22 protein-coding genes are annotated in these 23,239 nt (G+C 51.4%); 7 read left to right on the forward strand and 15 right to left on the reverse strand.

From position 1 onward, the window contains the following. Positions 1 to 32 precede the first annotated feature (32 nt). The gene (locus H6F76_RS05165) at positions 33 to 1,862 is read left to right on the forward strand and encodes an EAL domain-containing protein (RefSeq protein ID WP_190506483.1); all 1,830 of its coding nucleotides are present in this window, start codon (positions 33 to 35) and stop codon (positions 1,860 to 1,862) included. A 55-nt stretch (positions 1,863 to 1,917) separates the two neighbouring features. On the opposite strand, the gene mutS is transcribed toward H6F76_RS05165, so the two are convergent. Then, positions 1,918 to 4,824, reverse strand: a complete 2,907-nt coding sequence (gene mutS / locus H6F76_RS05170; RefSeq protein ID WP_242036534.1) for a DNA mismatch repair protein MutS — start codon at positions 4,822 to 4,824, stop codon at positions 1,918 to 1,920. Between the two features lie 355 nt (positions 4,825 to 5,179). On the opposite strand from mutS, the gene H6F76_RS05175 reads away from it, so the two are divergent. Together H6F76_RS05175 and H6F76_RS05180 are read left to right on the forward strand one after the other, a co-directional pair. After that, a complete protein-coding gene (locus H6F76_RS05175) occupies positions 5,180 to 6,271 on the forward strand; it encodes a type II secretion system protein N (RefSeq protein WP_190506486.1) in 1,092 nt (363 codons plus the stop codon). A gap of 201 nt (positions 6,272 to 6,472) precedes the next feature. After that, complete coding sequence (locus H6F76_RS05180; protein WP_190449033.1) at positions 6,473 to 7,048, forward strand: TIGR04376 family protein; 576 nt, start codon at positions 6,473 to 6,475, stop codon at positions 7,046 to 7,048. Between the two features lie 5 nt (positions 7,049 to 7,053). Here the strand turns inward: H6F76_RS05180 and H6F76_RS05185 are convergent, their stop codons facing one another. The 9 genes from H6F76_RS05185 to H6F76_RS05225 form a co-directional block, all read right to left on the reverse strand. Then, entirely contained in the window at positions 7,054 to 7,659 is a 606-nt protein-coding gene (locus H6F76_RS05185) for a type IV pilin-like G/H family protein (RefSeq protein WP_190506488.1), read from the reverse strand. 53 nt (positions 7,660 to 7,712) lie between these two features. After that, the gene (locus tag H6F76_RS05190) at positions 7,713 to 8,459 is read right to left on the reverse strand and encodes a type IV pilin-like G/H family protein (protein WP_190506490.1); all 747 of its coding nucleotides are present in this window, start codon (positions 8,457 to 8,459) and stop codon (positions 7,713 to 7,715) included. A 57-nt stretch (positions 8,460 to 8,516) separates the two neighbouring features. Continuing rightward, positions 8,517 to 8,837, reverse strand: coding sequence for a hypothetical protein (locus H6F76_RS05195; protein WP_347275979.1), 321 nt, complete (start codon positions 8,835 to 8,837; stop codon positions 8,517 to 8,519). A 258-nt stretch (positions 8,838 to 9,095) separates the two neighbouring features. After that, entirely contained in the window at positions 9,096 to 9,434 is a 339-nt protein-coding gene (locus H6F76_RS05200; RefSeq protein WP_190506494.1) for a DUF952 domain-containing protein, read from the reverse strand. A gap of 17 nt (positions 9,435 to 9,451) precedes the next feature. Further along, on the reverse strand, positions 9,452 to 9,595 hold the full coding sequence (locus H6F76_RS05205) for a hypothetical protein (RefSeq protein ID WP_190449029.1): 144 nt from the start codon (positions 9,593 to 9,595) through the stop codon (positions 9,452 to 9,454). A gap of 102 nt (positions 9,596 to 9,697) precedes the next feature. Further along, positions 9,698 to 11,287 (reverse strand): gamma-glutamyltransferase family protein, encoded by a 1,590-nt coding sequence (locus H6F76_RS05210; RefSeq protein WP_190506496.1) that lies wholly within the window; start codon positions 11,285 to 11,287, stop codon positions 9,698 to 9,700. Between the two features lie 3 nt (positions 11,288 to 11,290). Beyond that, positions 11,291 to 13,000 (reverse strand): ATP-binding protein, encoded by a 1,710-nt coding sequence (locus H6F76_RS05215; RefSeq protein WP_199321931.1) that lies wholly within the window; start codon positions 12,998 to 13,000, stop codon positions 11,291 to 11,293. Between the two features lie 251 nt (positions 13,001 to 13,251). Beyond that, the gene (locus H6F76_RS05220; protein WP_190506498.1) at positions 13,252 to 14,979 is read right to left on the reverse strand and encodes a succinate dehydrogenase/fumarate reductase flavoprotein subunit; all 1,728 of its coding nucleotides are present in this window, start codon (positions 14,977 to 14,979) and stop codon (positions 13,252 to 13,254) included. A gap of 233 nt (positions 14,980 to 15,212) precedes the next feature. Continuing rightward, a complete protein-coding gene (locus H6F76_RS05225) occupies positions 15,213 to 15,527 on the reverse strand; it encodes a hypothetical protein (protein ID WP_190449026.1) in 315 nt (104 codons plus the stop codon). Between the two features lie 173 nt (positions 15,528 to 15,700). Here H6F76_RS05225 and H6F76_RS05230 point away from each other — a divergent pair, with 173 nt between their 5' ends. The 3 genes from H6F76_RS05230 to H6F76_RS05240 all read left to right on the forward strand — a co-directional run bounded on the left by H6F76_RS05230 (position 15,701) and on the right by H6F76_RS05240 (position 17,987). Continuing rightward, positions 15,701 to 16,492: a PIN domain-containing protein gene (locus H6F76_RS05230; protein ID WP_190506500.1), complete on the forward strand. Its 792-nt coding sequence runs from the start codon at positions 15,701 to 15,703 to the stop codon at positions 16,490 to 16,492. 67 nt (positions 16,493 to 16,559) lie between these two features. Then, complete coding sequence (locus H6F76_RS05235; RefSeq protein ID WP_190506502.1) at positions 16,560 to 17,042, forward strand: hypothetical protein; 483 nt, start codon at positions 16,560 to 16,562, stop codon at positions 17,040 to 17,042. A gap of 354 nt (positions 17,043 to 17,396) precedes the next feature. After that, positions 17,397 to 17,987 carry a gamma-glutamylcyclotransferase gene (locus H6F76_RS05240; RefSeq protein ID WP_190449023.1) on the forward strand — a complete coding sequence of 197 codons (591 nt, stop codon included), beginning with the start codon at positions 17,397 to 17,399 and terminating at the stop codon, positions 17,985 to 17,987. Positions 17,988 to 17,994: 7 nt separating this feature from the next. Here H6F76_RS05240 and H6F76_RS05245 read toward each other — a convergent pair whose 3' ends face one another. The 4 genes from H6F76_RS05245 to apcA form a co-directional block, all read right to left on the reverse strand. Then, positions 17,995 to 18,147 (reverse strand): hypothetical protein, encoded by a 153-nt coding sequence (locus H6F76_RS05245; protein WP_190449022.1) that lies wholly within the window; start codon positions 18,145 to 18,147, stop codon positions 17,995 to 17,997. 461 nt (positions 18,148 to 18,608) lie between these two features. Then, positions 18,609 to 18,812, reverse strand: coding sequence for a phycobilisome linker polypeptide (locus tag H6F76_RS05250; protein WP_190449021.1), 204 nt, complete (start codon positions 18,810 to 18,812; stop codon positions 18,609 to 18,611). 354 nt (positions 18,813 to 19,166) lie between these two features. Beyond that, positions 19,167 to 19,655: an allophycocyanin subunit beta gene (gene apcB, locus H6F76_RS05255; RefSeq protein ID WP_190449020.1), complete on the reverse strand. Its 489-nt coding sequence runs from the start codon at positions 19,653 to 19,655 to the stop codon at positions 19,167 to 19,169. A 57-nt stretch (positions 19,656 to 19,712) separates the two neighbouring features. Further along, positions 19,713 to 20,198: an allophycocyanin subunit alpha gene (apcA, locus tag H6F76_RS05260; RefSeq protein ID WP_190449019.1), complete on the reverse strand. Its 486-nt coding sequence runs from the start codon at positions 20,196 to 20,198 to the stop codon at positions 19,713 to 19,715. Positions 20,199 to 20,594: 396 nt separating this feature from the next. Here apcA and cbiB point away from each other — a divergent pair, with 396 nt between their 5' ends. Beyond that, on the forward strand, positions 20,595 to 21,551 hold the full coding sequence (cbiB, locus tag H6F76_RS05265) for an adenosylcobinamide-phosphate synthase CbiB (RefSeq protein ID WP_347275980.1): 957 nt from the start codon (positions 20,595 to 20,597) through the stop codon (positions 21,549 to 21,551). A 38-nt stretch (positions 21,552 to 21,589) separates the two neighbouring features. On the opposite strand, the gene H6F76_RS05270 is transcribed toward cbiB, so the two are convergent. Continuing rightward, positions 21,590 to 23,134, reverse strand: a complete 1,545-nt coding sequence (locus tag H6F76_RS05270; RefSeq protein WP_190506504.1) for a pentapeptide repeat-containing protein — start codon at positions 23,132 to 23,134, stop codon at positions 21,590 to 21,592. Positions 23,135 to 23,239: the final 105 nt, after the last annotated feature.

The raw sequence follows: 23,239 nt of genomic DNA on the forward strand, positions 1-23,239 counted from the left end.
CACCAGATATGAGCCAAGCATCGCCCGCGCCCATGAACAGCACAGACCTTGACGGCATGAGAGCAGACATTCTTATCGTTGATGACACGCCCTTAAACTTGCGTCTTCTTTCCAACATTTTGACCAAAGCAGGGTATCAGGTTCGTCAGGCGCTAAGTGGCGAAATGGCACTACGAGCGGTTCAAGCGTTGCCACCTGACCTACTTCTGCTCGATATCATGATGCCATCGATGGATGGTTATACGCTTTGTCAAACCTTAAAGGAAAACTCAGCTACTGCAAGCATCCCAGTCGTTTTCTTGAGTGCGCTGAGTGATGGTTTGGATAAAGCCAAGGCGTTTGCGGTCGGTGGCGCAGACTACATTACCAAACCCTTTCATCTCGAAGAAGTGTTAGCGCGGGTGCAAAATCAACTGGCGCTCAAGGCGGCTCAATACGACAATCAACAGCTTAACGCCCAACTTGAAGCGCGTGTGAAAGAGCGTACCCACCAACTTGAGATCGCCAACCGAGAACTCTACCGCGAAGTGCTTGAACGCAAGGTACTTCAGGCGCAACTCCTAGAAATGGCACACCACGATGCGCTCACAGGTTTACCCAATCGTGCGTTCTTTCTCGATCGCACAAAGCAAGCTCTAGATGCTGTAAAGGCAGATCAAACGTCGCAATTTGCCGTGCTGTTTCTCGATTGCGATCGCTTCAAAGTCGTTAATGATTCACTGGGTCACTTTATGGGCGACCAGCTTTTACTAGCGATTGCCCGCCGCCTCAGAACGTTGCTACCAACGACCATAACGTTAGCGCGGCTGGGTGGTGATGAATTTACCATGCTGCTGCCACGCTTCACCGATCAAGCCAGCGTTATCCAGATAGTGAAGCAAATTCTCAATGCCTTCGCCCAACCCTTTCAGCTCGATCAACACGAGGTTTTCATCACTGCCAGCATTGGGATTGCGATCGGCACCGCCGAGTACAGCCTACCAGAGCATCTTTTGCGTGATGCCGATATGGCAATGTACCGTGCGAAAGCATCCGGCAGCGCACCCTTCCAGGTCTTTGACCCCACATTGCACCAGACTGCCATTCAGCGCTTACAGCTTGAAATCGATCTCCGTAAAGCGCTCTATCAGCAAGAATTAGTGGTTCACTATCAGCCAATCTTGGCGCTCACGACCAGCAAGTTGGTTGGGTTTGAGGCACTTGTGCGCTGGCATCACCCCCAAAAAGGGTTAGTATCACCCGCCGTTTTTATCCCCATTGCCGAAGAAACTGGTTTAATTACACAGATTGGTCATTGGGTGCTCAAACGTTCCTGCCAGCAGTTGCAGCAGTGGCAAGCCGAAAAGCGCTTTAGCGCTCCCCTTACTATGAGTGTCAACCTATCGGCACGTCAATTCACGCAACCGGATTTAGTGGAGCAAATTGACCAGATTCTGGCTGAAACCCAGCTAAACCCTCGCTACCTTAAATTAGAAATTACCGAAAGCGCTATTATGCGAAATGCCGAGGCAACCACGAGCGTCCTCCAAGAGTTAAGAAAACGGCATATTCAGCTCAGTATTGATGACTTTGGCACAGGCTATTCTTCGCTCAGCTATTTACATTCGTTTCCAGTAGATACGCTCAAGATTGATCAATCGTTTGTGCAACAAATGGGTGAGAATGCAGATAGCTTAGGGCTAGTTCCTTTAATCATTAACATTGCCCAAAAAATGGGGATGACAGTTGTAGCTGAAGGCATTGAAACTCAGACACAGCTTGATCATCTCAAGGCTTTAAACTGCGACTTTGGGCAAGGCTTTTTCTTTTGCAAGCCGCTGGAAGCAGACAAAATTAGCGCTCTGCTTGCTTCTAAGTTGTAATCATTCGGCATGATCCAACGTGAGAAGAAGTAATGCCGCTCCACTCGCCTTGTGCTCATTCTTCACTAAAAATGTCTAGCTGCTCGATCGGTTGCTCTACTGGATAAACTTCACCATTCTTTTCGCGGGTGGAGTGATTGGTTTGATTGCCTTTGCGTAAGTCGATCGCGATTTTGCTGTGTTTCTCAATTTGCCCCATTACCTGTCGTGCCCGTTGAATAACCGATGCAGGCAAACCAGCTAACCGTCCTGCTTCAATGCCGTAAGAGCGATCGGCACCACCGGGCTGCACTTTATGCAAAAAGATAATTTGATCGGGCAATTCTTTCACGACAACTTGATAGTTAGCAACGTTTGGCAAAATCGACGCTAGCTCGTTGAGTTCATGGTAGTGGGTCGCAAAAATTGTACGAGCGCGGATTTCAGTTGCCAGATGTTCTGCCACTGCCCAAGCGATCGACAGACCATCAAAGGTTGCCGTACCGCGTCCAATCTCATCCAGCAAAACGAGCGATCGCGGCGTAGCATGATTCAAGATATTTGCCGTTTCATTCATTTCCACCATGAACGTGGATTGTCCCGTTGCCAGGTCATCCACTGCCCCGACACGGGTGAAAATGCGATCGCAAACGCCTAGTGTCGTTGACTGTGCCGGAACGAAACTCCCCACCTGTGCCATCAGTTGAATCAGCCCCACCTGACGGAGGTAACAGCTTTTGCCGCTGGCATTGGGTCCCGTAAGGACAATGAGATCAGGGGAGGGCTGAGGGGAAGAGTTTTGAGTTTTGAGTAGCGCTAGCTCCGAAGGAGCCACTTCGTGTACGCGCCGCGTTACTAGAGAGTTTTGAGTTTTGAGTTTTCCTTTGACTTCTGCTTCCCCTACTTCCTCTGCCTCCCGACTCCCGACTCCCGACTCCCGACTCCCCATCGCCGTCGAATTAGGCACAAAAAAGCCAGCAGGAAGGGATTGCTCCACCACGGGATGTCGACCTTCAAGGATATGGATTTCGCGGTTCGCAAGCATCTCTGGACGACAGTAACCCTGATATACTGCCACTTCAGCTAACCCACAGAGGACATCGATCGCTGCCACTGACCGTGCTACGGTGCGGATGAGTTCTGCCTGTTCGCCGACTTGCGATCGTAATTCGGCAAAAATTTCGTACTCCAGATGGTTCAGGCTTTCTTGCGCCAGTTGAATGCGATTTTCTCGCTCTTTCAGATCTTGGGTGATGTAGCGCTCTTCGTTGGTGAGGGTCTGTTTGCGGGTGTAGCCGTCGGGTATCTGCTGACCGGCTTTGGCGCGAGAAATGCTGATGTAGTAGCCAAAAGTTTTGTTGTAGCCCACTTTGAGGGTTGGAATGCCTGTGCGATCGCGCTCGACTACTTCCAGATTTCTGATCCACTCCTGATCGGCATCCACCTGCTGGCGGAGGGAATCTAACTGAGCGTTGACCCCCGGTCGAATTAAGTTGCCATCGGTGAGGTAGAGCGGTGGTGTCTCCACTAGATGAGCGTGGAGATGCTGACCCAGATGTTCTAGAACGGGGGGGACGGTCTGGAGGTCTTGCAGGTAGCGCGATCGCGTGCCTTCTACCAGTCGTCCCAGGTCGGGCAGTTTGTCGAGCGAATCTGCCAGAGCCACGAGATCGCGGGCATTTGCCGTGCCTGAGCCAGCGCGACCAGCCAGCCGTTCCATGTCATAGATTTGCTTCAGCAAGCGTTGCAGCGTTTGGCGCAAAGAGCCGTTTTCAACGAGTTCGGCGATCGTCTCTTGGCGATCGTGAATCTGTTTCAACTGGAGCAACGGTTGTAGGAGCCAGCGTCGTAGCGCTCGACTGCCCATTGCCGTTACGGTTTTGTCGAGTGCCCACAGCAGCGACCCGTGATAGGTGCCATCCCGCGCCGTTTGTGTAATTTCGAGATTGCGCCGGGTCTGGTGGTCAATCACCAAGTATTCAGTCAGCGTGTAGGTACACAACGGCTGCAAGGGAAAGGTTTTGAGGGATGAAGGATGAAGGATGAGGGATGAGGCGTTACTCTCACCTTTTGCCTTTTGCCTTTTGCCTTCATCCTTTCCTGCCCCTTTCTCTGTGCTGGTTTCGACATATTCCAACAGCCCACCTGCTGCCCGGACAGCCAGCGGCAGATGCTCGCAGCCCATGCCTTCCAGCGATCGCACGCGAAAACGTTGCAGCAAGCGATACCGTGCTTCTGATAGCACAAAGGGAGCCTGCGATCGCAGCGTGTAGCAAAACTGAGGTGGCAGGCACTCTGGTAAATGGTCTGATTTTTCGCCGGGTCGTAGCAGACTCACGAGATCGGGCGCGTTGGTGGGAAACAGCACTTCTGACGGCTGTAAGCGCAAGAGTTCCTGGGTCAACTGCTCTAGCGATTGCGCCTGCGTGGTGAGGAATTCGCCGGTAGATACATCGGCATACGCCAGACCCCAATGATTTCCTGCAATCACCACCGCTGCTAAAAAGTTGTTGCGGCGTGCATTGAGCATCCCTTCTTCAAGAATGGTGCCAGGCGTAATGACGCGAGTGATTTCGCGCCGCACCAGTTGCCCCTGCGCGCCAGCCGCGTCTTCCATCTGGTCGCAGACGGCGATCGCAAACCCTTTCTCAACCAGCACGGCACAGTAGCGATCGAGGGCGTGATGGGGAATGCCTGCCAGAGGCACTTTGCCCACGTCCTTACCCGCATCCTTCGCCGTTAGAATTAGCTCTAGCTCACGGGCAATGGCGATCGCATCCTGGAAAAACGTCTCAAAAAAATCCCCTACCCGATACAGCAGCAGCGCATGGGGATATTGATCTTTTAGTTCCACGTAATGACGAATCATGGGCGTGAGGGAAGCGCGATCGACCGATCGATGGTCGGCATAGCGTACTGCGTGTTTCACCAACCGTTCCGGCAACCCATTTGTAAACTCAGAGGTAGAAGCAGCATCCGTCATGAATCAATGCTAGAGCAAGGGCTTCAACCACTTTAACGCTGATTCGCCACCGTCTTTAGAGGGAACGTAGGGTTCTACTAGCGGCGGGGATGCCTCACACCGTCTCAACTCAACTTCAAGCGTTTACGAACCTGAACGCTCCTTTTAAAGCGGTAGCAACGGAGCTATTTCTATAGTTTTTTGAATAGTTGACAGAGAGAGCGTAACGTTTCCTCAACCTGCTGCTACAGTGAATCAGCCTGCAAAACCTCAGGCAATCGCTGCATCTACATAGAATCACTTCAAAATAGATGTGCCTAAACGGTTGGCATCTTCTATACTGCTTTCGTGTCTTAAATTCCTTAACGAGCAAACTATGTCTCAGGATGCCAGCACCCGTACCAAACTTCTCAAGCCGTCTGAAACATTACCTTTTTCGTCAGAACGATTAGGTGATGTTACGGAATCCGGTAGCTTTCCGGTCGAATCCTACGCCGATCGCTTGATGGACGATTTGTTTGGTGATGTGGAACGCTTGTTAGATAGCAGTGCGACGTTAGCCGTTGAGCCTGAGCGTGTGGAGCCGTCTGCACCATTGGCTAAAGGAACACCCCTCGACAACCTGGTTGGTTTGGTGTCGCCTTTGATGCGTCGTGCAGACGTTGATGGGGCTTTAACGTTAGATGAGCAAGATGCGGATGCCTTGCTAGCCAACCGGGATATGACGGAACGATCGCTCACGCAGCAGCCCTTGACTACAAGCATTGGTCAGCCTACACGCTCGTACGATCGCCTTTTGTTGGGAGTCGGCTGCCTTTCGATCCTAGTTACGCTTGCCGTTTGGTTCCTTAACCAACAAGCCGCCCGCCCGCCAGCGCCTGTTGCCGTTGCGCCTCAAGTCCCGGCAGGCAATGCCGCTCCACAGAATCCAACGGCAAACGATCAGTTTGTCAATTATTTGCAGCAAGCGCTCAAGGCAATCGAGCAAAAGCAGGCTGGCTCATCCCAGGTTGCCAGCAGTGGCGCACTACCTAATATCCCTCTTGTGCAGCCTGGTAGCCCTACCCTTCAGCCACCTACAACAAGTGTGGCGACTCCCCGCCCTACCCTCCGCCCTGCTACTGGTCTGTCGCGTCTTTATGGACCAACTTATCAAGCGCCGCAAGCACAGCCCAACAGTCCATCGGTTGCGCCTTTACCGCCTGCTAATGCACCTGCTAGTGCACCTGTAGCGGTGCGTCCGCCAATTCCGCTTTCGATGCCTGGTATTCCTAAGAAGCTCGTTGGGGTGCTGGAGTTGGGCGATCGCTCGGCTGCCCTGATTGAAATCAATGGTGTTACCCAGCGCTATCGTATCGGCGAAAGCATTGGCACCAGCGGTTGGAGCCTGGTAGAAGTTTCCAAAGATCAGGCAGTACTCCGCCGCAACGGTGAAGTGCGATCGGTCTTTATGGGTCAGAACTTTTAGAAGATGTTAGCTGATCTCAGAAGTTGTTAGTTTTTAGTGGTTGGTTGTTAGAAATCAGGAGTCAGAAGTCAGAGGTCAGGAGTGAATGCAAAAACCAAAGCCTCTTTTTATCTTTTAGCTTTCATCCCTTAGCCTTCTGGTTTCTTACGTCGCTCTAACAATCGAAAACTAACCACTAAAAACTGCCTGCGGAGTACACACATGGGTTTATTTGATGATTTCAGCAAGTTTCTCGAAACACGACTTGAGGAATTTTTGCGCGATAATCCGCAATTAGAGTTACTGGTGCTCGAAGAGAAACTGCGCGACCAGGAAGAAGAAACGTTGAAGCTGATGACGAACCTGAAGCGAGAGGAGAAAGGGCTTCAGGATGAGATTTTGGCAATCGCCCGCGAAATTCAGCTTTGGCACGGTCGCATCGAAAAAGCCAAAGCATCAGGACGGCTTGACCTGGCAGAACCGGCTCAGGAACATGAGGCAAGCCTTTTGCGAAAGGGCAACCAGCGCTGGGGACAGATGGAAGTCTTGAAGGAACGCCTCAAGCAAACGCAGCAGTTGCAGCAACAAATCCAACAGCGCCGCAAAGAAGTACAGGTAAAAGTGGCTCAGGCGCAGACAACTCGTGCTGCTGCCTCTACCACTGAACAGAAATGGAACAGCGCTGGCTGGAACCAGATCCCCACTTCAGCTAGCAGCGTGGGCGATTTGGAACATCAGTTTCGCCGTTGGGAAGCCGAAGAAGAGCTACAGGAACTCAAACGCCAAATGGGACGGTAAGCGCCTCACTTCAACTTCTTTGCATCAGAACCGCAATTAACAACGCCATTACGGTAGGTCGGGTTGAGTTGGACAGTTCCACGCTCCTTAGCCTCGCAGAGCACTGATTGGGTCGTTACTTCATCTGCAACCCGCTGGGTATAAGCGACCCCGGCATAGCTTCGAGATGTGCAAGGAGTAGAGCTTAAACAGGGACCACTATGACACCTCGTTTGCAAGAAGGAGGGGAGCCAGTCATATAGAGAAACCTTACAAGTGCGGCAGTCTGGACGAGTGGTGCCGTACTGAAAAGCAGCATCGGTTGTCACCCGAATTGAATAGTCAACCTGTTTACTGATGGGTTGCAAACCCAGCAGCCCTAACGGACCCAGAGAGTCACTAAATTTGCCTTTCTCTAGATAGTACGCTTCTTGCGCTCGATTCATTGAGCTAACGTTCTGCTTCGTCTGTTTCAGCGCCATGGCATCCTTCATATTAGAACAGTTCCATACTCCTACCCATACCCATAGCCCCAGTATCAGTGGAACAAGCCCTAACGCACGTAACTGCGCGCTGCCTGTGCGGTTAAAGAGCAGCACTAGGGCAATGATAAACAGCACTAGGGTGAGCATCGGCTGACTCCAGAAATGCAGAAACTTCTGAAAGTTTACCCAGTTCGATCGCGTCACTTCACCTTCTTTGCATCAGAACCGCAATTAACAACGCCATTGCGACGATCGATAAGGTCGCGTTGAACGGTTCCGGGTGTGTTCTCTTTGCAGTCCACTGTTTCTGACCACCCTTCACCAACTATCGTTCGCCTGACAGAAATCGGCTTTGCATTAGAACCGCAATCAACGATGCCATTACGGTAGGTCGGGTTGAGTTGGACAGTTCCACGCTCCTTAGCCTCGCAGAGCACTGATTGGAACGTTACTTTATCTGCAACCCGCTGGGTATGAGCGACCCCGGCATAGGCATAGCTTCGAGATGTGCAAGGAATAGAGCTTAAACAGGGACCACTGTGACACCTCGTTTGCAAGAAGGAGGGGAGCCAGTCATATAGAGAAACCTTACAAAGGCGGCAGTCTGGACGAGTGGTGCCGTACTGAAAAGCAGCATCGGTTGTCGACCGAACTGAATAGACAGCATATTTACTTATGGGTTGCAAACCCAGCCCTAGCGGACCCAGAGAGTCACTAAATTTGCCTTTCTCTAGATAGTGCGCTTCTTGCGCTCGATTCATTGAGCCAACATTCGTCTTCGTCTCGCGAAGAGCGAAGATTTCCCTTATATTAGAACAGTTCCATACTCCTACCCATACCCATAGCCCCAGTATCAGTGGAACAAGCCCTAACGCACGTAACCGCGCGCTGCCTGTGCGGTTAAAGAGCAGCACTAGGGCAATGATAAACAGCACTAGGGTGAGCATCGGCTGACTCCAGAAATGCAGAAACTTCTGAAAGTTTACCCAGTTCGATCGCGTCGATTAAGTTTCTGGCGGATGGGGCTTGCGGATAGTGAAGGAGATTGGTTGCCGACCAGTACCGCTCACTGCATCGCGCACGGGCTTCTGTACTGGAGCTTGAGATGCGTCAAGCTGAGCAACGGGGCTATCCTCTTGCAGCGCTTCTGGCTTCTCGTAGTCGAGGTGAAACGGCATATCAGTCAGCTTGTCGTAGTTTGATGCCACCGCCAACAATGCACCGCCCAAAAGAAGCATTGGCAGTGGCAGCGAAAACTGCTTGACCCATTGCAGCAGTTCCGTCGCGCCAAACAGCAAAACAAAGATAGCTAGCCAAACCTTCATCATCAAACCCACGCTACCGAAAGGGCACTCATTCTATCGCCAGGCATTACATCGCAGCATAGCCGAAAATTCCCGCTTTGATCGCTGCCTCGCTGCCTTGCTACGGTAACCACACATCCCCATCCATCACTAAACTATGGCAGTCGAAGAGAACGTTGGGACAGACACAAACCTTGAAACGTCTTTAGAGCAAGGGCTTCGATTCATCCCTCATCCCTCATCCTTTTGCTACATACTCGCTAATGAGCTTTTCTGGGGTTAATTTAATACGGTCGGTAAGGTGAAGTTGCCATCGGCATCAGGCTCAAAGTCGATCGCCTGCGTCACCGCATCTAAATTGAGCGCACCGTAGAGATGAGGAAAAGATTCACCGTGGGCTGCTTCGTAGCGGATCTCTGGCTCGACGCGATCAGTCTCGATGCAGAGCAATACCAATCCTGACTGACCGTGATAATAGGCATTAGCAGTACCCACTACCTGCGCTGGGGTAGAACAGTGGATAAAGCCTTCTGTTTCTAGAGAATCAGCACGATAAGCACCTTCCTGCTGTGCTGTTTGCCAGTGCGATCGGGTTGTGATGTGTAAAATCAAGGTCATCAGTTAAGCGGCAGCGGTTAAGGGAGTGTCAATTTGAGATCAACTGGTGGCAATGCTGGTTGTACCGTTATTTGAGCAGGTTTGGCTTCAATGAACCCGTTGTAGATAAGAATGCTCAAGACGACAGTGATGGCAACGGCTCGGAGTAATTTGTTGAGCATTTTACACCTCTAGCAGTGACGGCGATCGACTGTACGTTAGCTGTAGTTTAGTCAACAGTAAGAGATCGCACTTCCTCTCTATGGCTCACCCACTGGGAGGACTTACCATGCGAGTGCCAGTCCATCAGCTCTTGGCTCGGAGGCGGCAACGAGAACGCCGTTAGTGCTCAAAATCATTTGTCCTCTGCCGAAAAAGCTTCCCTGTCGAATGGTGTGTCCGCGATCGACGAGTGCTGTGGCGATCGCTGGAGAAACGGTTGGCTCTAGCAGCACCAGATTGTCGCGAATAAACTGCCAGCGGGGTGCATCCAGCGCTGCCTGAGGATTCATGCCGTAGTCCACCAGATTAACCACCACCTGAAGGTGTCCCTGAGGTTGCATTGCCGCACCCATCACGCCAAACGGTCCTAGCGGTTGCCCATCACGGGTGAGAAACCCAGGAATAATGGTGTGAAAGGGACGCTTGTTAGGCGCAATTTGATTTGGGTGTCCCGCTTCTAACGTGAAGCCTGTAGCGCGATTGTGCAACGCGATTCCCGTTCCTGGGACAAGGATGCCGCTGCCAAAGCCCATATAGTTCGACTGGATGAATGACACCATCAGCTCGCCATCAGATGCTGCCAGGTAGACCGTACCGCCTTTTGGCAAACCAGGTTCCGCAAGGGGCAGAGCAGTATGGCGAATGAGCGAACGACGCTCGCGTGCATAGTCTCTACTCAACAAAGCCGTGGGAGGGAGCGTCATCGTGCCAGCATCGGCAACATAGCGATGGGCATCCGCAAACGCCAGCTTCATGGCTTCAATTTGCCAGTGATAGACCTCGGTTGATTCACGCGGATAACGGCTGAGATCAAAGCCTTCCAGCAGATTCAGCGCCATCAGTGCCGCAATGCCTTGACCATTAGGAGGGATTTCCCAAACGGTTGTGCCGCGATAGTCAGTGGCGATCGGCTCGACCCAATCGGCTCGGTGTATGGCAAAATCTGCTTGAGTTAATAGCCCTCCCGTTGCAGCCGCAAAGGCAGCGATTTTTTCTGCCAGCGCTCCGGTATAAAAACTGTCGCCCCCACTCTGCGCGATCGTCCGTAGCGTTTCTGCATGAGCGGGACTGTGCCAGACTTCACCTGCTGCGGGTGCGCGATCACCCAGAAAGAAGACCTCTTTAAACGCCTGAAAGGCTTCTCCCTGAAGCGGCAAGTAGGTTTTTTCTGCCTGCTTCCACGCAAGCGCCGTCTCTGGCGAAACGGGGTAGCCCTCCTCGGCGTAGCGAATGGCGGGTGTAAACAGTTGCTCAAACGGTAGCCTTCCCCACCGCTCCCACAACGATCGCCAGGCTGAAACTGCCCCCGGCACTGTCACACTTAGCCAGTCGTGCTGCGGGACGTGCTCCATCCCTGCAAAGTGCTCCAGCGTTAGCGCCTGGGCACTGCGACCAGAGGCATTCAAACCATGCAGCTTGCCATCCCAAACTAGCGCGAATGCATCGGAGCCAATGCCGTTAGAGGTCGGTTCCACGACAGTAAGGGCGATCGCTGTTGCCAGCGCTGCATCCACCGCATTACCACCCTGCCAGAGCATTTCCATCCCTGCCAGTGCTGCCAACGGCTGACTGGTGGCGATCGCGCCCCGTTTGCCCATCACAACACGCCGTCCAGAGGGGTAGGGGTAGCGAGTGAGATTTTGAGCACACATGAATTAGGTCGCTGATAGCGCAGAATTGTCCACCAAATCTCGTTTCTGGTCAATGGCTGAGTCTACCAGATCGAGCGTAAACGTCGTTTGGTTAGACGCACTCTCAACGTGGAGCACTGCGCCTATTTGTGCCGCTAATTTTTGCACAAGAGTTAGCCCTAACCCGGTGCCACCTTGCTTCCAACGATCGCTGCCCACAATCCGATAAAACTTTTTAAAGATCTGGTTCAGTTCACCAGGCTCAATTTCAATGCCCGTGTTCCTCACTTGCAACTGCACGCTGCCAAATTCCATGCTTCCAATCACCATGATTGTCTCGCCGGGGGGCGTGTACTTACAAGCATTGTTGAGCAGCTCGGTGAGAATGCGCTCCAGACTCACTGCATCAACCGATAAGGTAGGCAAATCGGGCTTAAGTATGACGTGCAGCGTTTGTTGACGACTTTGAGCACGTTCCTGGAACCCTGCTACAAGCGACGGCAGCCAGTTTTGCAAACAAAGTGCTTCACGTTCAGCGACATACGTGCCTGCTTCTAGACGCTGCAAATCAAGCAAATCATTGATAAGGATGATTTCGCGATCGCACTCGTCCCGTAAGATCTGCAAATATTGAGCTGGTTTCGGTTCCAGGAGTACGTTGGGGGTCAGCCGCGACAGCGCCAGCTCTAGCATACGAATCGACATCTTCATGTTCGACACTGGGGTTCGTAGCTCGTGCGAAACGGTACTGAGAAAGTCGTCTTTGAGCTGGTTAAGCGCCTCCAATTCTTCTACTTGTCTCTGGGCAGCATGATAAAGTCTGGCTTGTCGCAAGGCGATCGCACACTGATTCGCAACCTGTTTTGCTAGCCGCAAATCCAAATCTTTGAAGCCGTAATCGCGATCGGAGATGAGCCACAAATCGCCCAACACCTCTTGATGGTCTTCGATAGGACACGCAAGAATAGCTACCCGTCCTCGCATCGGGCTGATATGCAAAGGACAAAACTGACAATATTGCCCTGCCAAAAGTTGTGCGTATAGCGCTGAATACTCAGACATCTCAGTCACGTGTCCTTTAAAGGACAGGATTGACGGGTTGTATTCGTAAGCGATCGTGGATGTCCCTGCGTCCAGATCGTAGAGTCCAGCATTACAACTATTGACCCCCATACCGACACCAAGCTCCTGCACCGCTGCTTGCAGAATTTGGGCTTCATCCAGACTGTCGCGCACTTTATCGGTAATGCGTTTGAGTGCGGCTTCAAAATCTGATGCCAACTGTAATTGAGCCGTGCGCCGTTGCACTTCTAGCTCTAAGTTAGTGTTGAATTGCTGCGCTTGCTGATAAAGTTCTGACTGCTGCTTTGCGCTTCGTTCACGTCCTTCAAGGTTCTGGCTAGTATCTTGAAGCTTGCCACACAGTAGACTCGTTAAAGTGCCACTGACACCAAATAGTCCCAAAGCAACGGCATTGTCACCACTACTGGCTAAAGACTCTACTGGGTTTAGAAAGTAATAGCTGTAGACTAGAGCTGATGTTCCGGTAGCCAGTAGCCCTGCCCCAACGCCACCATACCAGGCGCTCAAAAGCACGGCGATGAGACACGCTAAGAGCGAAATGGGAGCCACGATCGCCCAAGTGCTAAAGAGTTGTGTCAATAGCCATGCTGTGAAAACAGTTAACACACTGACGGCGTATCTCAACCACTGAGAGCGCAATAACCGAACCATGAGATCTCTAAGCAACAAGTGACCCTACAGCATGATGTCTCATACTAACTGTTGGCTAACTTAGGGCAATTTTCTTTCAGCGCTACCCCTTAAAAAATGCTTCAATACATCTTGCAAAAGGTAAAATTAACGCTATTGAAAATCGATCTAGAAGCAAAGAGAAAGCTTTGAGTAAGACGAATGCATCCTCTACCCTAGAGTCGGCTTATCACCTTTGGCATTCGACCTAAGAGAGATTTGGGTGTTTTAGCTTAATACTTGCGCTCCTGCGGTTGAAACATCGTAATAACTACAGGTTTATAGCTGATATCAATGCCTGCCGGAGAGTAATATGTCAGCGTGTGCTTCAGGAAGTTTGCATCATCGCGATCGGGGTAATCTTCGCGAGAATGAGAGCCTCTGCTTTCCTGACGGTTTAACGCAGCAGTGAGAATCATCTCGCCTACCAGCATCAAGTTACGTAGCTCCAGTGCTTCCGTAATTTCTGTGTTCCATAGCTTACCCTTATCGTCCAGACGCACCTGGCTGTAGCGCTGCTGAAGGGCTTTAAGCTGTGTCAAACCCTCGCGCATCACGGCATCGGTACGAAACACGCCGCAATGCTCGGTCATGCAGTCTTGATACGCCTGACGTAATTCGGCAATGCGATACTGTCCCGGTTGGTCTAGTAGTGTCTGAATCTGTTTCTGTGCTTCGTTGAGATAACGCGCTTCGTCTACATCAGGCAGTTTGCGGTCTTGAATGTAATGGGCGATCGCGGCACCCGTCCGCCGTCCATACACGACGCACTCTAGCAAAGAGTTACTACCCAGGCGATTGGCTCCATGCACCGACACACACGCCGCTTCACCTGCTGCAAAGAAGCCCTCTACTAGCTCATCGGCGCTACGTCTGACTTGCCCATCTGTGTTGACTGGAATCCCGCCCATTGAATAGTGCACGGTGGGGCGAATTGGCATTGGCTGCGTCACAGCATCCACATTGACCAAACGATGCGCTTCTTCCCAGCAAAAGGGCACGCGGCTCATGATTTTTTCCCGACCCATGTGGCGCAGATCCAGATAAACACATGGTCCTCCTGCTCTGCCATCAGGATGCACACCCCGCCCAGCACGAATTTCGCGGGTGATGGCTCTGGAGGTGATGTCACGGGGGGCAAGCTCCATTCGGCTAGGCGCATAGTCTTCCATAAACCGTCGCCCATCGCTGTTAATCAGGTAGGCACCTTCTCCCCGCACGGCTTCAGAAATCAGTACACCAACGGGATACAGCCCAGTGGGATGGAACTGCACAAACTCCATATCCTCTAGGGGCAAGCCTACCAGTGCCGTCATGGAAAGCCCGTCACCTGTTGAGGCATAGTCATTAGACGTGGTGTTGTAGACCCGCCCGTAGCCGCCTGTAGCGAACATAACTGCCTTGGCGCGGACGATCGCCACCTGACCATCCTCAATGTGGTACATCACCACACCCTTCGCCTGTCCGTCCTCTAAAATCAGCCGCAGCACATACCATTCGTCGTAAATGGTGACACCGCGACTCAGCAGATTGCAGACCAACTCATGCAAAATGGCGTGTCCCGTTTTGTCGGCAGCGTAGCAGGTGCGGTTGTGGGTGTGTCCGCCAAACGCTCGCTGTGCAATCCGTCCATCTTGCAAGCGGGAGAAAAGCACACCCATGTGTTCGAGATCGATCACCACATCGGGGGCTTCACGAGTCAGTAGCTCAACTGCATCCTGATCAGCCAGGTAGTCAGCACCTTTAACCGTATCGAAGGCGTGTGCTTCCCAACTGTCGGCAGTGTCTACATTCTTGAGTGAGGCAGCCATACCACCCTGAGCCGCGACGGAGTGCGAGCGAATGGGGTGCGTCTTTGCCACCATTGCCACATTCAACGTTGGATCAGTGCGAATAATTTCCAGGGCTGCTCGCGCTCCCGCCAAGCCACCACCCACAATGATTACGTCGTGCTCAAACATAGTGCGATCGCCAGAAAAAATAGCTTTATCTATCCTGCCAAAATAGAAAGTTCCCTGCCAAAAGACAAGGAACTTTTTTGAAACGTGGGGGCAATGAATGCGGAGTGAAGGCCAGAGGAGGGCGGGAGGAGTAAGGACTATCGAGGGAACAACGCAAACTTTGAGGCTCAATTGAAGCGCCAGAGCAAACTCAAAACGTTCTCCCTACTCCTACTGCCCACTCCCCAAGTTGCTCATCCTGCTGCTTGGACTGGACGCTGATTAGGGTTCGTTGAGGTCGGGGTCTTGCTCCGACTGGCTGCTGGGTCAACGGCGTTCAGTTCAATGTGATTCAGTAAGGTCGTCACGAAGGCAAAGAGCAAGAACGGTAGAGTTAGTACTAGAATTAAGCCAACGACAGAAATTGCATAAATTGGCTTACTGGCTCCCATCAATGCTAGTGCTGATGCCAAGCTCAAAAAGATAACGATCAACCAGACAATGATCTGACCGTAAATGTCGCCGAATGATAGGGTGCATACTAAACGATATCTTGAAATGTTGCTCATAGCCTACCTCTAGGACGGAATGTAAACCTATACGGTAAGGCTTTCTGCTTACTCCTGGATCATTTCTCAATCTTTCAGCAACGAATGTTACGCAGCTTCATATTTAGATCATTTATCCTTGCAAATCCTCTCAATTTAAGCCTGATTCTCACCCTCTTTTTTATAATGCTGCTATGGCTGCCCTCCCTCCCTTTCTAATTTTGCTTGACATCAGTGCGCTCATGGCGAGTGGTGTAAAACACTGGCAAGAATTTTCGCGCCTTGGAGAATGCTTTATTCCTAAAGCGGTGCTAGAAGAAATTCAAATGCTATGTGACCACGCGATCGAGCCTGCTCAGTCGCGCACCGCAAAGGAATTTATCCGCTTTTTCCCCCAGAGTGGTTGGAAAGCTACGACGTCGATCGCCCAACATTCCGCCCTCAAGCCTGCTGAAGGTCACACGTTAAGTAAGAAGAGTCGGCTGTCGTTAACAACAGCTCAAGCGGCATATGGGCTGGCGCGTAACCGTCCAGAAGGTTTAGTGGTTGTAGCCGCCAATGATCAGGGGTTGATTCAACGCTTGCGGATGTTGAACACGCATAACCTGTGTGGACTACCGCTAACTGTGCTGGTGCAATGGAGCCGCTCGGCACGTAAGCCGCCCGTTGTGGCAAACCAACTCCATCTAATGCGTTTAACGGTTGGAGCAGTCGTACCAGCGACCGCCAGTAGAGCATCATCGGCGGCGGTTGTAACACGACAAAAGCCGAGTCAGCCTGTACAGAGCTACTCTCAACCAGTGATTCGACAACCAGTGGCTCGGCAACCAGTGGCTCGGCGATCGTTTCGTCCTGGACAAATCTTTTACAATCTGCTGACGGTGGCGCTTGTGGCGGTTGCTGTCTTAGCCGCGTGGCGAGTCTTGCACCCCGCTACCTTTAATAAGCTATGGCAGCAGATCCCAGTCGTAGGACGAAGCCTTTAAGACGATCTTCAAGTTCTGTTGCTTACCGTCAAACGGTTTGGCGTTAGGGAATAAGCGCTTCATTTGTATGAGGCACCTACTGTTGCAGCCCTTCTCCGCTCCGTTACGATCGCGGTTTCTATCCGTCCTACAGCGATTGAAGCGAGTTGGTCTGTCGATCGTGTTCTTGGAGCTGCTGCTGTTGCTGGGACTGCTACTGCCATTCCGTGCGCTGGCTCAACCGATCACGTTCGTTACAGTTGGCACAACACTGGGTAGACAGAATTTTGCAGGTCAGTCGATCGCAAGTGTTACAAGCGAAATGCCTGCGATCGTAGTGGCTCGTCTGCGTCAAGACTTGAGCCAACGCACCCAATTGCCGCTGGCAAAGCTAAAGCTTATTGAAGCCAAACCAAAGACCTGGAATGACGGTTGCTTGGACATGGCAGCACCAGAGGAAATCTGCACTCAAGCACTGGTTAAAGGATGGCGAGTGGTTTTCGCGAATGCCAACCAACGCTGGATCTATCGCACTGACCACCAGGGGCGAATCCTGCGTCTGGAACGCTAATAGTCACCCTGAGATGTCTTTGGCAACAGCGAAAACACTCCAAAATCAAGACCCTCTAGAGACTAACAGTGCTAACACCTCTAGTGAAATCTACTCAAATAACCATGAAGCTTGCGCTAAGAGCTACGTAAGGATAGCGCACTTGCTGAAGAGTCGATAAATTGCTTGCCATGATCAGGCGTTCTACAACAAGTTGAATTAAACTTCAGCAAAAGCAGCATTTTTGTCTCAATCACTGCTTCTATTGAGGTTTGCCTCCTCCGGTCAGATGAATCTACAGTTTTCTTATCGGAATAGGGTACTCTAGGTTGTAAGATCGCTCGAAGCTTTTTCGTCCCACTCCCCCTAAACGTAATGGTCAAATCCTTCGATCGCAGCAAAGCACAGGCTCCGTTGATTGCCCAAGAGACCGTTCAGCAAACGCAGGTTCACCCTATTGAGCCAACGTTTTACTACTTTGCCTATGGTTCTTGCATGTGCCCTGTTGATTTAAAGCGCACGCTAGGTGAACTGACGCATCCGTTTGTGCTGGGACCCGCCACACTGAAGGGTTATAGGCTTGGCTTTTACCGTCGATCGCTTCATCGCAACTGTGGCGTACTAGATGTAGTGAAGGACCCAACCGCATCGGTAGAAGGGGTTTTGTACCAATTGCCTTGGCGCTTGAGCGATCGCCTGGATGAACGTGAAGAGGTTCCTAGCGGCGGCTATCGGCACGAAACAGTTGAAATACACTTCCAGAACCAACCGTATGCCAATGTACGGACGTATGTAGTGGTTGATAAACTTGACGAAGAAATGGCACCCAACGACTGGTACTTTAACGTCGTACTGCGGGGTGCCGTTACATGTGGCTTACCAGAGCAATACTGCTGGCAACTGTTTAACCATATGCATCAGCTTCAGCAGCGCCATTGGCAGACCCAAACACTGCGGTCTGCATAACTCTGCTCTAGTGAAGGGAATCCATAAACTCTGATAAGGCAGAAAAAGTTTCCAAGGTGCCAATAATTAGATCGCCATTAGCGTCCATTGAAAAGTCTTGCCCTAGCGTAAAGCCACCCTTAATCAAAAAGATGACGAGTGATAGCTTGAAGTCGTCCATAACCGTTGCTGAGAAACACTTGAATCCAAAGTGACACAAGTGCCTGGTAGAAACCATCTACCTGTGGGACTAGAGCCGTTCTTGGCTGAATGTGCTCTTCGATCAGAGTTAGTAGCAGACGTAAGTAAACTGAGGCTATTGGGGCGACGGCAACCCTTCTGTTTACAAAGTCTGAGCGCTATCGGCTGACGTCTCCTGTCTGCACTAAAGCAATTGCCCCACCGCTAGATCTAGCAATGGGGCAAGGAAGTTGTTAGTGGCATTAATGGGTTTTCTCGATCGCTGCTTCTACGTTTAATGCAGCTAATGTCTGATGGCTGACTAAAGAAAACGGCGATCAATTGCAGTTGGGGATCGAGATTGTTCGGCTCTTTATCGTCATGCTGAAACAGATGTTACTTGCTGCCTCAGCCGCGTCTGCCGAACGAATTCACACCTTTTCATTCTGCATTAGTTACGGGTTACGCAAGCCCTGTGTTCGCTCCAGGCTTACCTGTTGCTAGTTCAACCTTAATAATTTTGCCGCCCTGTTTTTGAATGCGTTGCTGCTCACGAAACCAGTTATCGTAGGGCACTAACTTTGTAAAGTAAGTGTTTTGCAGTTCTCGCTGCGTGCGAATGCGAGTCTGACTAGGAACACAAGCAGTAATTTTAAAGAAGCGCATAGGAATGATTTCTCCTAAGTAAGGGCGTAACAGTAAGGGCGTAAGGGAAGAAATTTTGCATCTGAACAAAAGTAGCCGTCATTACCAGGAAACAGTTGCTTTCTTTCAACTAGCAGTTTCATCTGATGGTCTAATGAACGGTTTTCAACCAGCTTTAGAGGCGGTTGGAGGAGAAGTTTGGAAGTCGAAAGTCAATGTTAGATCGTTAAAACCAAGCGCTTACAGCAATTAGCCTTTGACAAGCTAGCACTCACCCTAGACTTCCAAACCTTCTAAAAGCGTTGAAGGCTAAGTTTTGAGTTTTAAGTTAAAGCAACCTATGACTCACCACTTGCTATGCATCGCTTTTCAGGACTAGCTCAAGCCAGAGGAGATGTAGTCGAGGTAAACACCCAACTCTTTACCAGCGTCAGAACCAACCAAACCAGCCGCAACTTCTTTGATAGCTTGGATTGCTTGAATGGTCGCAGCAATGGGAACGCCCAAGGAGTTGTAGGTTTCTTTCAAACCGTTGAGCACGCGCTCATCCAGGATGGAAGGATCGCCAGCCAGCATGGCGTAGGTTGCGTAGCGAAGGTAGTAGTCGAGGTCGCGGATGCACGCAGCATAGCGACGGGTGGTGTACATGTTGCCACCGGGACGAGTGATGTCAGAGTACAGCAAGGACTTTGCCACTGCTTCTTTGACGATCGCAGCCGCATTTGCGCTAACGGTGCCTGCTGCCCGAACCCGAAGTTCACCAGTGTTGAAGTATGCCTTCAACTTTTCTAGTGCGCTGCTGTCCAGGTATTTGCCTTGAACGTCAGCGGAATTGATTACAGAAGTGATTGCGTCTTGTGCCATGATTTTGAGTCCTTAGAATTTCGTAATCTTCAAATACTTAGCAGTATGCAGAAATCCTTACTGCATAGCGCCAATGACGTAATCGAAATAAGCACCAGCTTCAGCCGCATCTTCACCAGACAGTAGCCCAGATGCAACACTCTTCATTGCACGAATGCCTTCTGCAACAGCAGGGATGGGGGTGCCTAGAGAGTTGTACATCTCACGTACGCCGACAATACCGATTTCTTCAATCGGAGTTACATCACCAGCAACCACACCGTAGGTCACCAGACGCAGGTAGTAGTCGAGGTCACGCAGGCAAGTAGCGGTCATTTCTTCACCGTAAGCGTTGCCGCCGGGCGAAACAATGTCAGGACGCTTTTGGAACATTTGATCGCCAGCTTGCTTGATGATGCGCTCGCGGGATTCGGTCAACGTTTGGGCAATCCGCAATCTCCGTTCGCCGGTGGTGACGAAGTTCTTGATGCGATCGAGTTCGCCAGGACCGAGGTAGCGAGCTTCAGCATCTGCATTCACGATCGATTTCGTGACAATACTCATTGATGGATTCCTCCAGAAGAATGTAACCGTTGGTGTTACTGACTGTGGTTAGAGGGAAAAACTTCCACTCAGGCTGAATCTATCCTGAAACCAGGGCAGCCTCGCCGGGACTACTGTCGCGGATGACCACAATGGTTTCGATCGATACGCTTGCAGCACTCAGAAACATCTGCATCCAGACAAGCATTAAGCATACCTGAACGCTTAGAGAACCTGAACACGTGAGTCACGCACCGATGTCAGACTCAATTACCACTCGTAGTTAATTTTGCGGCATAGAGCTCCCTGTCCCTGGGGGGACGTAATAGATTGTAATATTATCCTCATGTTTAGCGGGAGCACGCTCGTCTGTCCATTAGCACGTTTTACGCCTCTACACATGCTTCCTCGCTCGCGATTTTGTTTTTTGCAGCAGCGCTGGATTATCTGATTGGCGATCCTAAAGGCTGGTGGCATCCAGTACAGGGGATCGGCTGGATGATTGCTCACTTTACCCGATTAGCGTTTTCTGCTTTGCACACCCCAGCTGCGTTGCGTTGCGCTGGAGTCGTTTTGGGTAGCAGTTGCATCGTGGGCAGTGGGTTGGGGGGTTGGTTAGTGGTAGCGATTGCCAATCACCTTGAGCCGCTATTGGGCACCGTTGTTGCAACTATCCTACTAGCAAGCTGCTTTGCCGCCAGAAGCCTAAGAGACGCAGTAAGCGACGTGTTAGAACCGTTGGCAGCAGGGGATCTAGTCAATGCCCGTTTGCGCCTGAGCCAGTACGTGGGTCGTGACACCGATCGCTTGACTATTTCAGACATCTTACGAGCCATGTTTGAGACCGTGACAGAGAACGCAACAGATGGAGTGCTTGCGCCGTTGTTCTACGCTCTAGTAGGAGCCATGCTGCCGGGTATCGGTAGTGTACCGCTAGCGCTGGCATACAAAGCCTCTAGTACGCTGGATTCAATGGTTGGTTATCGTGATGCGCCTTACACCGACTTAGGCTGGTTCAGCGCCAAAACAGAGGATGCCTTGACCTGGGTTCCCTGTCGGCTGACGGTGCTGACGATCGCTCTGCTCTCCCGAAGACCGCTCCACGTCTGGCGGCTTTGTCAGCGCGATGCACCCCAAGACCCCAGCCCCAATTCTGGCTGGAGTGAATGTGCCTATGCCGCCGCTTTAGACGTTCAGGTGGGTGGAATCAACTGGTATCAGGGCGTTGCTAAACTCAAGCCGCTACTAGGTAATGCCGTGCAGCCCATTACCGCAGACACCCTCGATCGCGCCCTCCAACTTACCCGCTGGAGTGTCTTACTTTGGCTTACCGTCTTCGCGAGCGCCTTTCAACTGTGGAGAGTTTTGGGTTAATTTAGCCTTCAGCTTTCAGCCTTCAGCCTCCTCTCCCCTCACCGCCCATGAAAGCCCTGAATAAAATTGACTAACCCAGTCAACGAGGGAAGAATGGGTGCAGCCGTGGAGCGAGGGGCGATCGTCCCTACAGCGGGATCAATTGCTATCATCCGTTTGCCAAAGAGTGGATGGCTATACAAAGGCAAGCTTTGATTGGTGGAATTAACCAGCGTTGTTTTTGTTGGAGCCTGAAAGAAGGGAATCTTACCAAGTGCTTTCAGGGAACCCTCTGAGAGCTTAAAATCACTGACCTGCGTCAGCGTTTGCGTCAGCGTTGTTTTGAATGGTTGGAACCAGTCCAGCACAGCAAATCGCTCCTCTATTTCCACCGACAGCAGCAGTTTCAGAAGGGCGATCGTCCGGCTTTGGACTTCTAGTGCATCCTTAAAAGGCAACAGGGCAAAGCAGCACATCAAAAAAAGCTGATCATCGCGGTGTAGCTCAAACGTTAGCGTTGTACGGCGACGACCAACCTGAATATGAGGCGGGTTAGCTATCAGGTTGTAGTGCTGTGCCACCTGCCGATACGTGACCGCCAGCGCATAATGGGCATCCTGGTTAAAAACCTCATCAATAATCAGGCGCACCGTGGGCGGCGCAGCATGAAAAAATGTGGTTTCCTCACCAGAAAAGCGGTAAATACTGCTCTGATCCCCGATCGGGCTGAGGTCAACCCACTCACAGATCATGCCATCAGTTTTTACACCAAAGCGCGGTACATCGTAGAGCTTTGCCCCTGTGAGGGTGGCACCACTGAGATCAGCCCCTACCCAGTCTGCGCCAATGAGGTTTGCCCGTGTGAGATCGACATGTACTAACGTAGTGCCAATTAGGTTCGTGTTGCTCAAGTTTGCGCCCGTCAAGTTTGCGCCGCTCAGTTTGGCCCCACTGAGATCAGCCCCACTGAGGTCAGCACCGCTCAGGTCAGCCCAACGCAGGTTCGCACCACTCAAGTTAACCCCTCGCAGATTGGTACGACTAAGGTTCGACTGTCGTAATTCGGTGCTGCTGAGGTCGGCACCACTACAATCGGCGCTGCTGAGGTCACTACCGTGGAGGTTCGCTTCAGCAAGATTTGCGCCCGTAAAAACAGTCCATTTAAGGTCAGCGCGGCTAAGGTTGGCGCTGCTCAAGTCGGCATTTCTGAGTTTGGCATCTTTGAGGTCGGCTCCACTTAAATTGGCGTTGCTCAGGTTCGCACTACTTAAGTCTGCTCTAGTCAGTTCCGCTCGTACAAGGGATGCTTGGCTCAAGGTAGCGCCCGTTAAGTCAGCAAGTGTGAGATTGGCAACATTCAGAATGGCTTCGTGCAAGTTCGCGTTGGTTAGGTTTGCGCCACTAAGTTTTGCCACGTTCAGTTTCGCTTTGCTTAAGTTGGTGCCGCTTAAGTTGGCTCCGCTCAGATTTGCCACGCTCAAGTTCGCACCACTCAAATCAGCCCCACTGAGGTCAGCACCGCTCAGGTTGGCTTCGTTTAAGTTGACGCCAGCGAAGGTGCGTTCACCTGCTGCATATTTTTTTAGGACATCCTCAGCTTGCATTGAAGAGTTACCGTTGTGACGATCGCACGTTGCTCCGAAGCTATCCCATGCACGTATAGAAGTCTCTAAGTGTATCTATAAATGATTCAAGCGTGAGGGGCAACC

The sequence above is a fragment of the Leptolyngbya sp. FACHB-321 genome (assembly GCF_014695975.1).
In the GTDB taxonomy this organism is placed as follows: domain Bacteria; phylum Cyanobacteriota; class Cyanobacteriia; order Leptolyngbyales; family Leptolyngbyaceae; genus Stenomitos.

Bases quoted from the DNA above. Each gene is read 5' to 3' on its own strand.
- H6F76_RS05200 (WP_190506494.1), bottom strand. From the start codon at position 9,434: ATGACCTTGATTTTACACATCACAACCCGATCGCACTGGCAAACAGCA.
- H6F76_RS05180 (WP_190449033.1), top strand. From the start codon at position 6,473: ATGGGTTTATTTGATGATTTCAGCAAGTTTCTCGAAACACGACTTGAG.
- H6F76_RS05235 (WP_190506502.1), top strand. From the start codon at position 16,560: ATGAGGCACCTACTGTTGCAGCCCTTCTCCGCTCCGTTACGATCGCGG.
- apcB (WP_190449020.1), bottom strand. From the start codon at position 19,655: ATGGCACAAGACGCAATCACTTCTGTAATCAATTCCGCTGACGTTCAA.
- apcA (WP_190449019.1), bottom strand. From the start codon at position 20,198: ATGAGTATTGTCACGAAATCGATCGTGAATGCAGATGCTGAAGCTCGC.
- H6F76_RS05190 (WP_190506490.1), bottom strand. From the start codon at position 8,459: ATGCTCACCCTAGTGCTGTTTATCATTGCCCTAGTGCTGCTCTTTAAC.
- mutS (WP_242036534.1), bottom strand. From the start codon at position 4,824: ATGACGGATGCTGCTTCTACCTCTGAGTTTACAAATGGGTTGCCGGAA.
- H6F76_RS05230 (WP_190506500.1), top strand. From the start codon at position 15,701: ATGGCTGCCCTCCCTCCCTTTCTAATTTTGCTTGACATCAGTGCGCTC.
- H6F76_RS05175 (WP_190506486.1), top strand. From the start codon at position 5,180: ATGTCTCAGGATGCCAGCACCCGTACCAAACTTCTCAAGCCGTCTGAA.
- H6F76_RS05245 (WP_190449022.1), bottom strand. From the start codon at position 18,147: ATGGACGACTTCAAGCTATCACTCGTCATCTTTTTGATTAAGGGTGGC.
- H6F76_RS05220 (WP_190506498.1), bottom strand. From the start codon at position 14,979: ATGTTTGAGCACGACGTAATCATTGTGGGTGGTGGCTTGGCGGGAGCG.
- H6F76_RS05250 (WP_190449021.1), bottom strand. From the start codon at position 18,812: ATGCGCTTCTTTAAAATTACTGCTTGTGTTCCTAGTCAGACTCGCATT.
- H6F76_RS05165 (WP_190506483.1), top strand. From the start codon at position 33: ATGAACAGCACAGACCTTGACGGCATGAGAGCAGACATTCTTATCGTT.
- H6F76_RS05205 (WP_190449029.1), bottom strand. From the start codon at position 9,595: ATGCTCAACAAATTACTCCGAGCCGTTGCCATCACTGTCGTCTTGAGC.
- H6F76_RS05195 (WP_347275979.1), bottom strand. From the start codon at position 8,837: ATGAAGGTTTGGCTAGCTATCTTTGTTTTGCTGTTTGGCGCGACGGAA.
- H6F76_RS05185 (WP_190506488.1), bottom strand. From the start codon at position 7,659: ATGCTCACCCTAGTGCTGTTTATCATTGCCCTAGTGCTGCTCTTTAAC.
- H6F76_RS05270 (WP_190506504.1), bottom strand. From the start codon at position 23,134: ATGCAAGCTGAGGATGTCCTAAAAAAATATGCAGCAGGTGAACGCACC.
- H6F76_RS05240 (WP_190449023.1), top strand. From the start codon at position 17,397: ATGGTCAAATCCTTCGATCGCAGCAAAGCACAGGCTCCGTTGATTGCC.
- H6F76_RS05210 (WP_190506496.1), bottom strand. From the start codon at position 11,287: ATGTGTGCTCAAAATCTCACTCGCTACCCCTACCCCTCTGGACGGCGT.
- H6F76_RS05225 (WP_190449026.1), bottom strand. From the start codon at position 15,527: ATGAGCAACATTTCAAGATATCGTTTAGTATGCACCCTATCATTCGGC.
- H6F76_RS05215 (WP_199321931.1), bottom strand. From the start codon at position 13,000: ATGGTTCGGTTATTGCGCTCTCAGTGGTTGAGATACGCCGTCAGTGTG.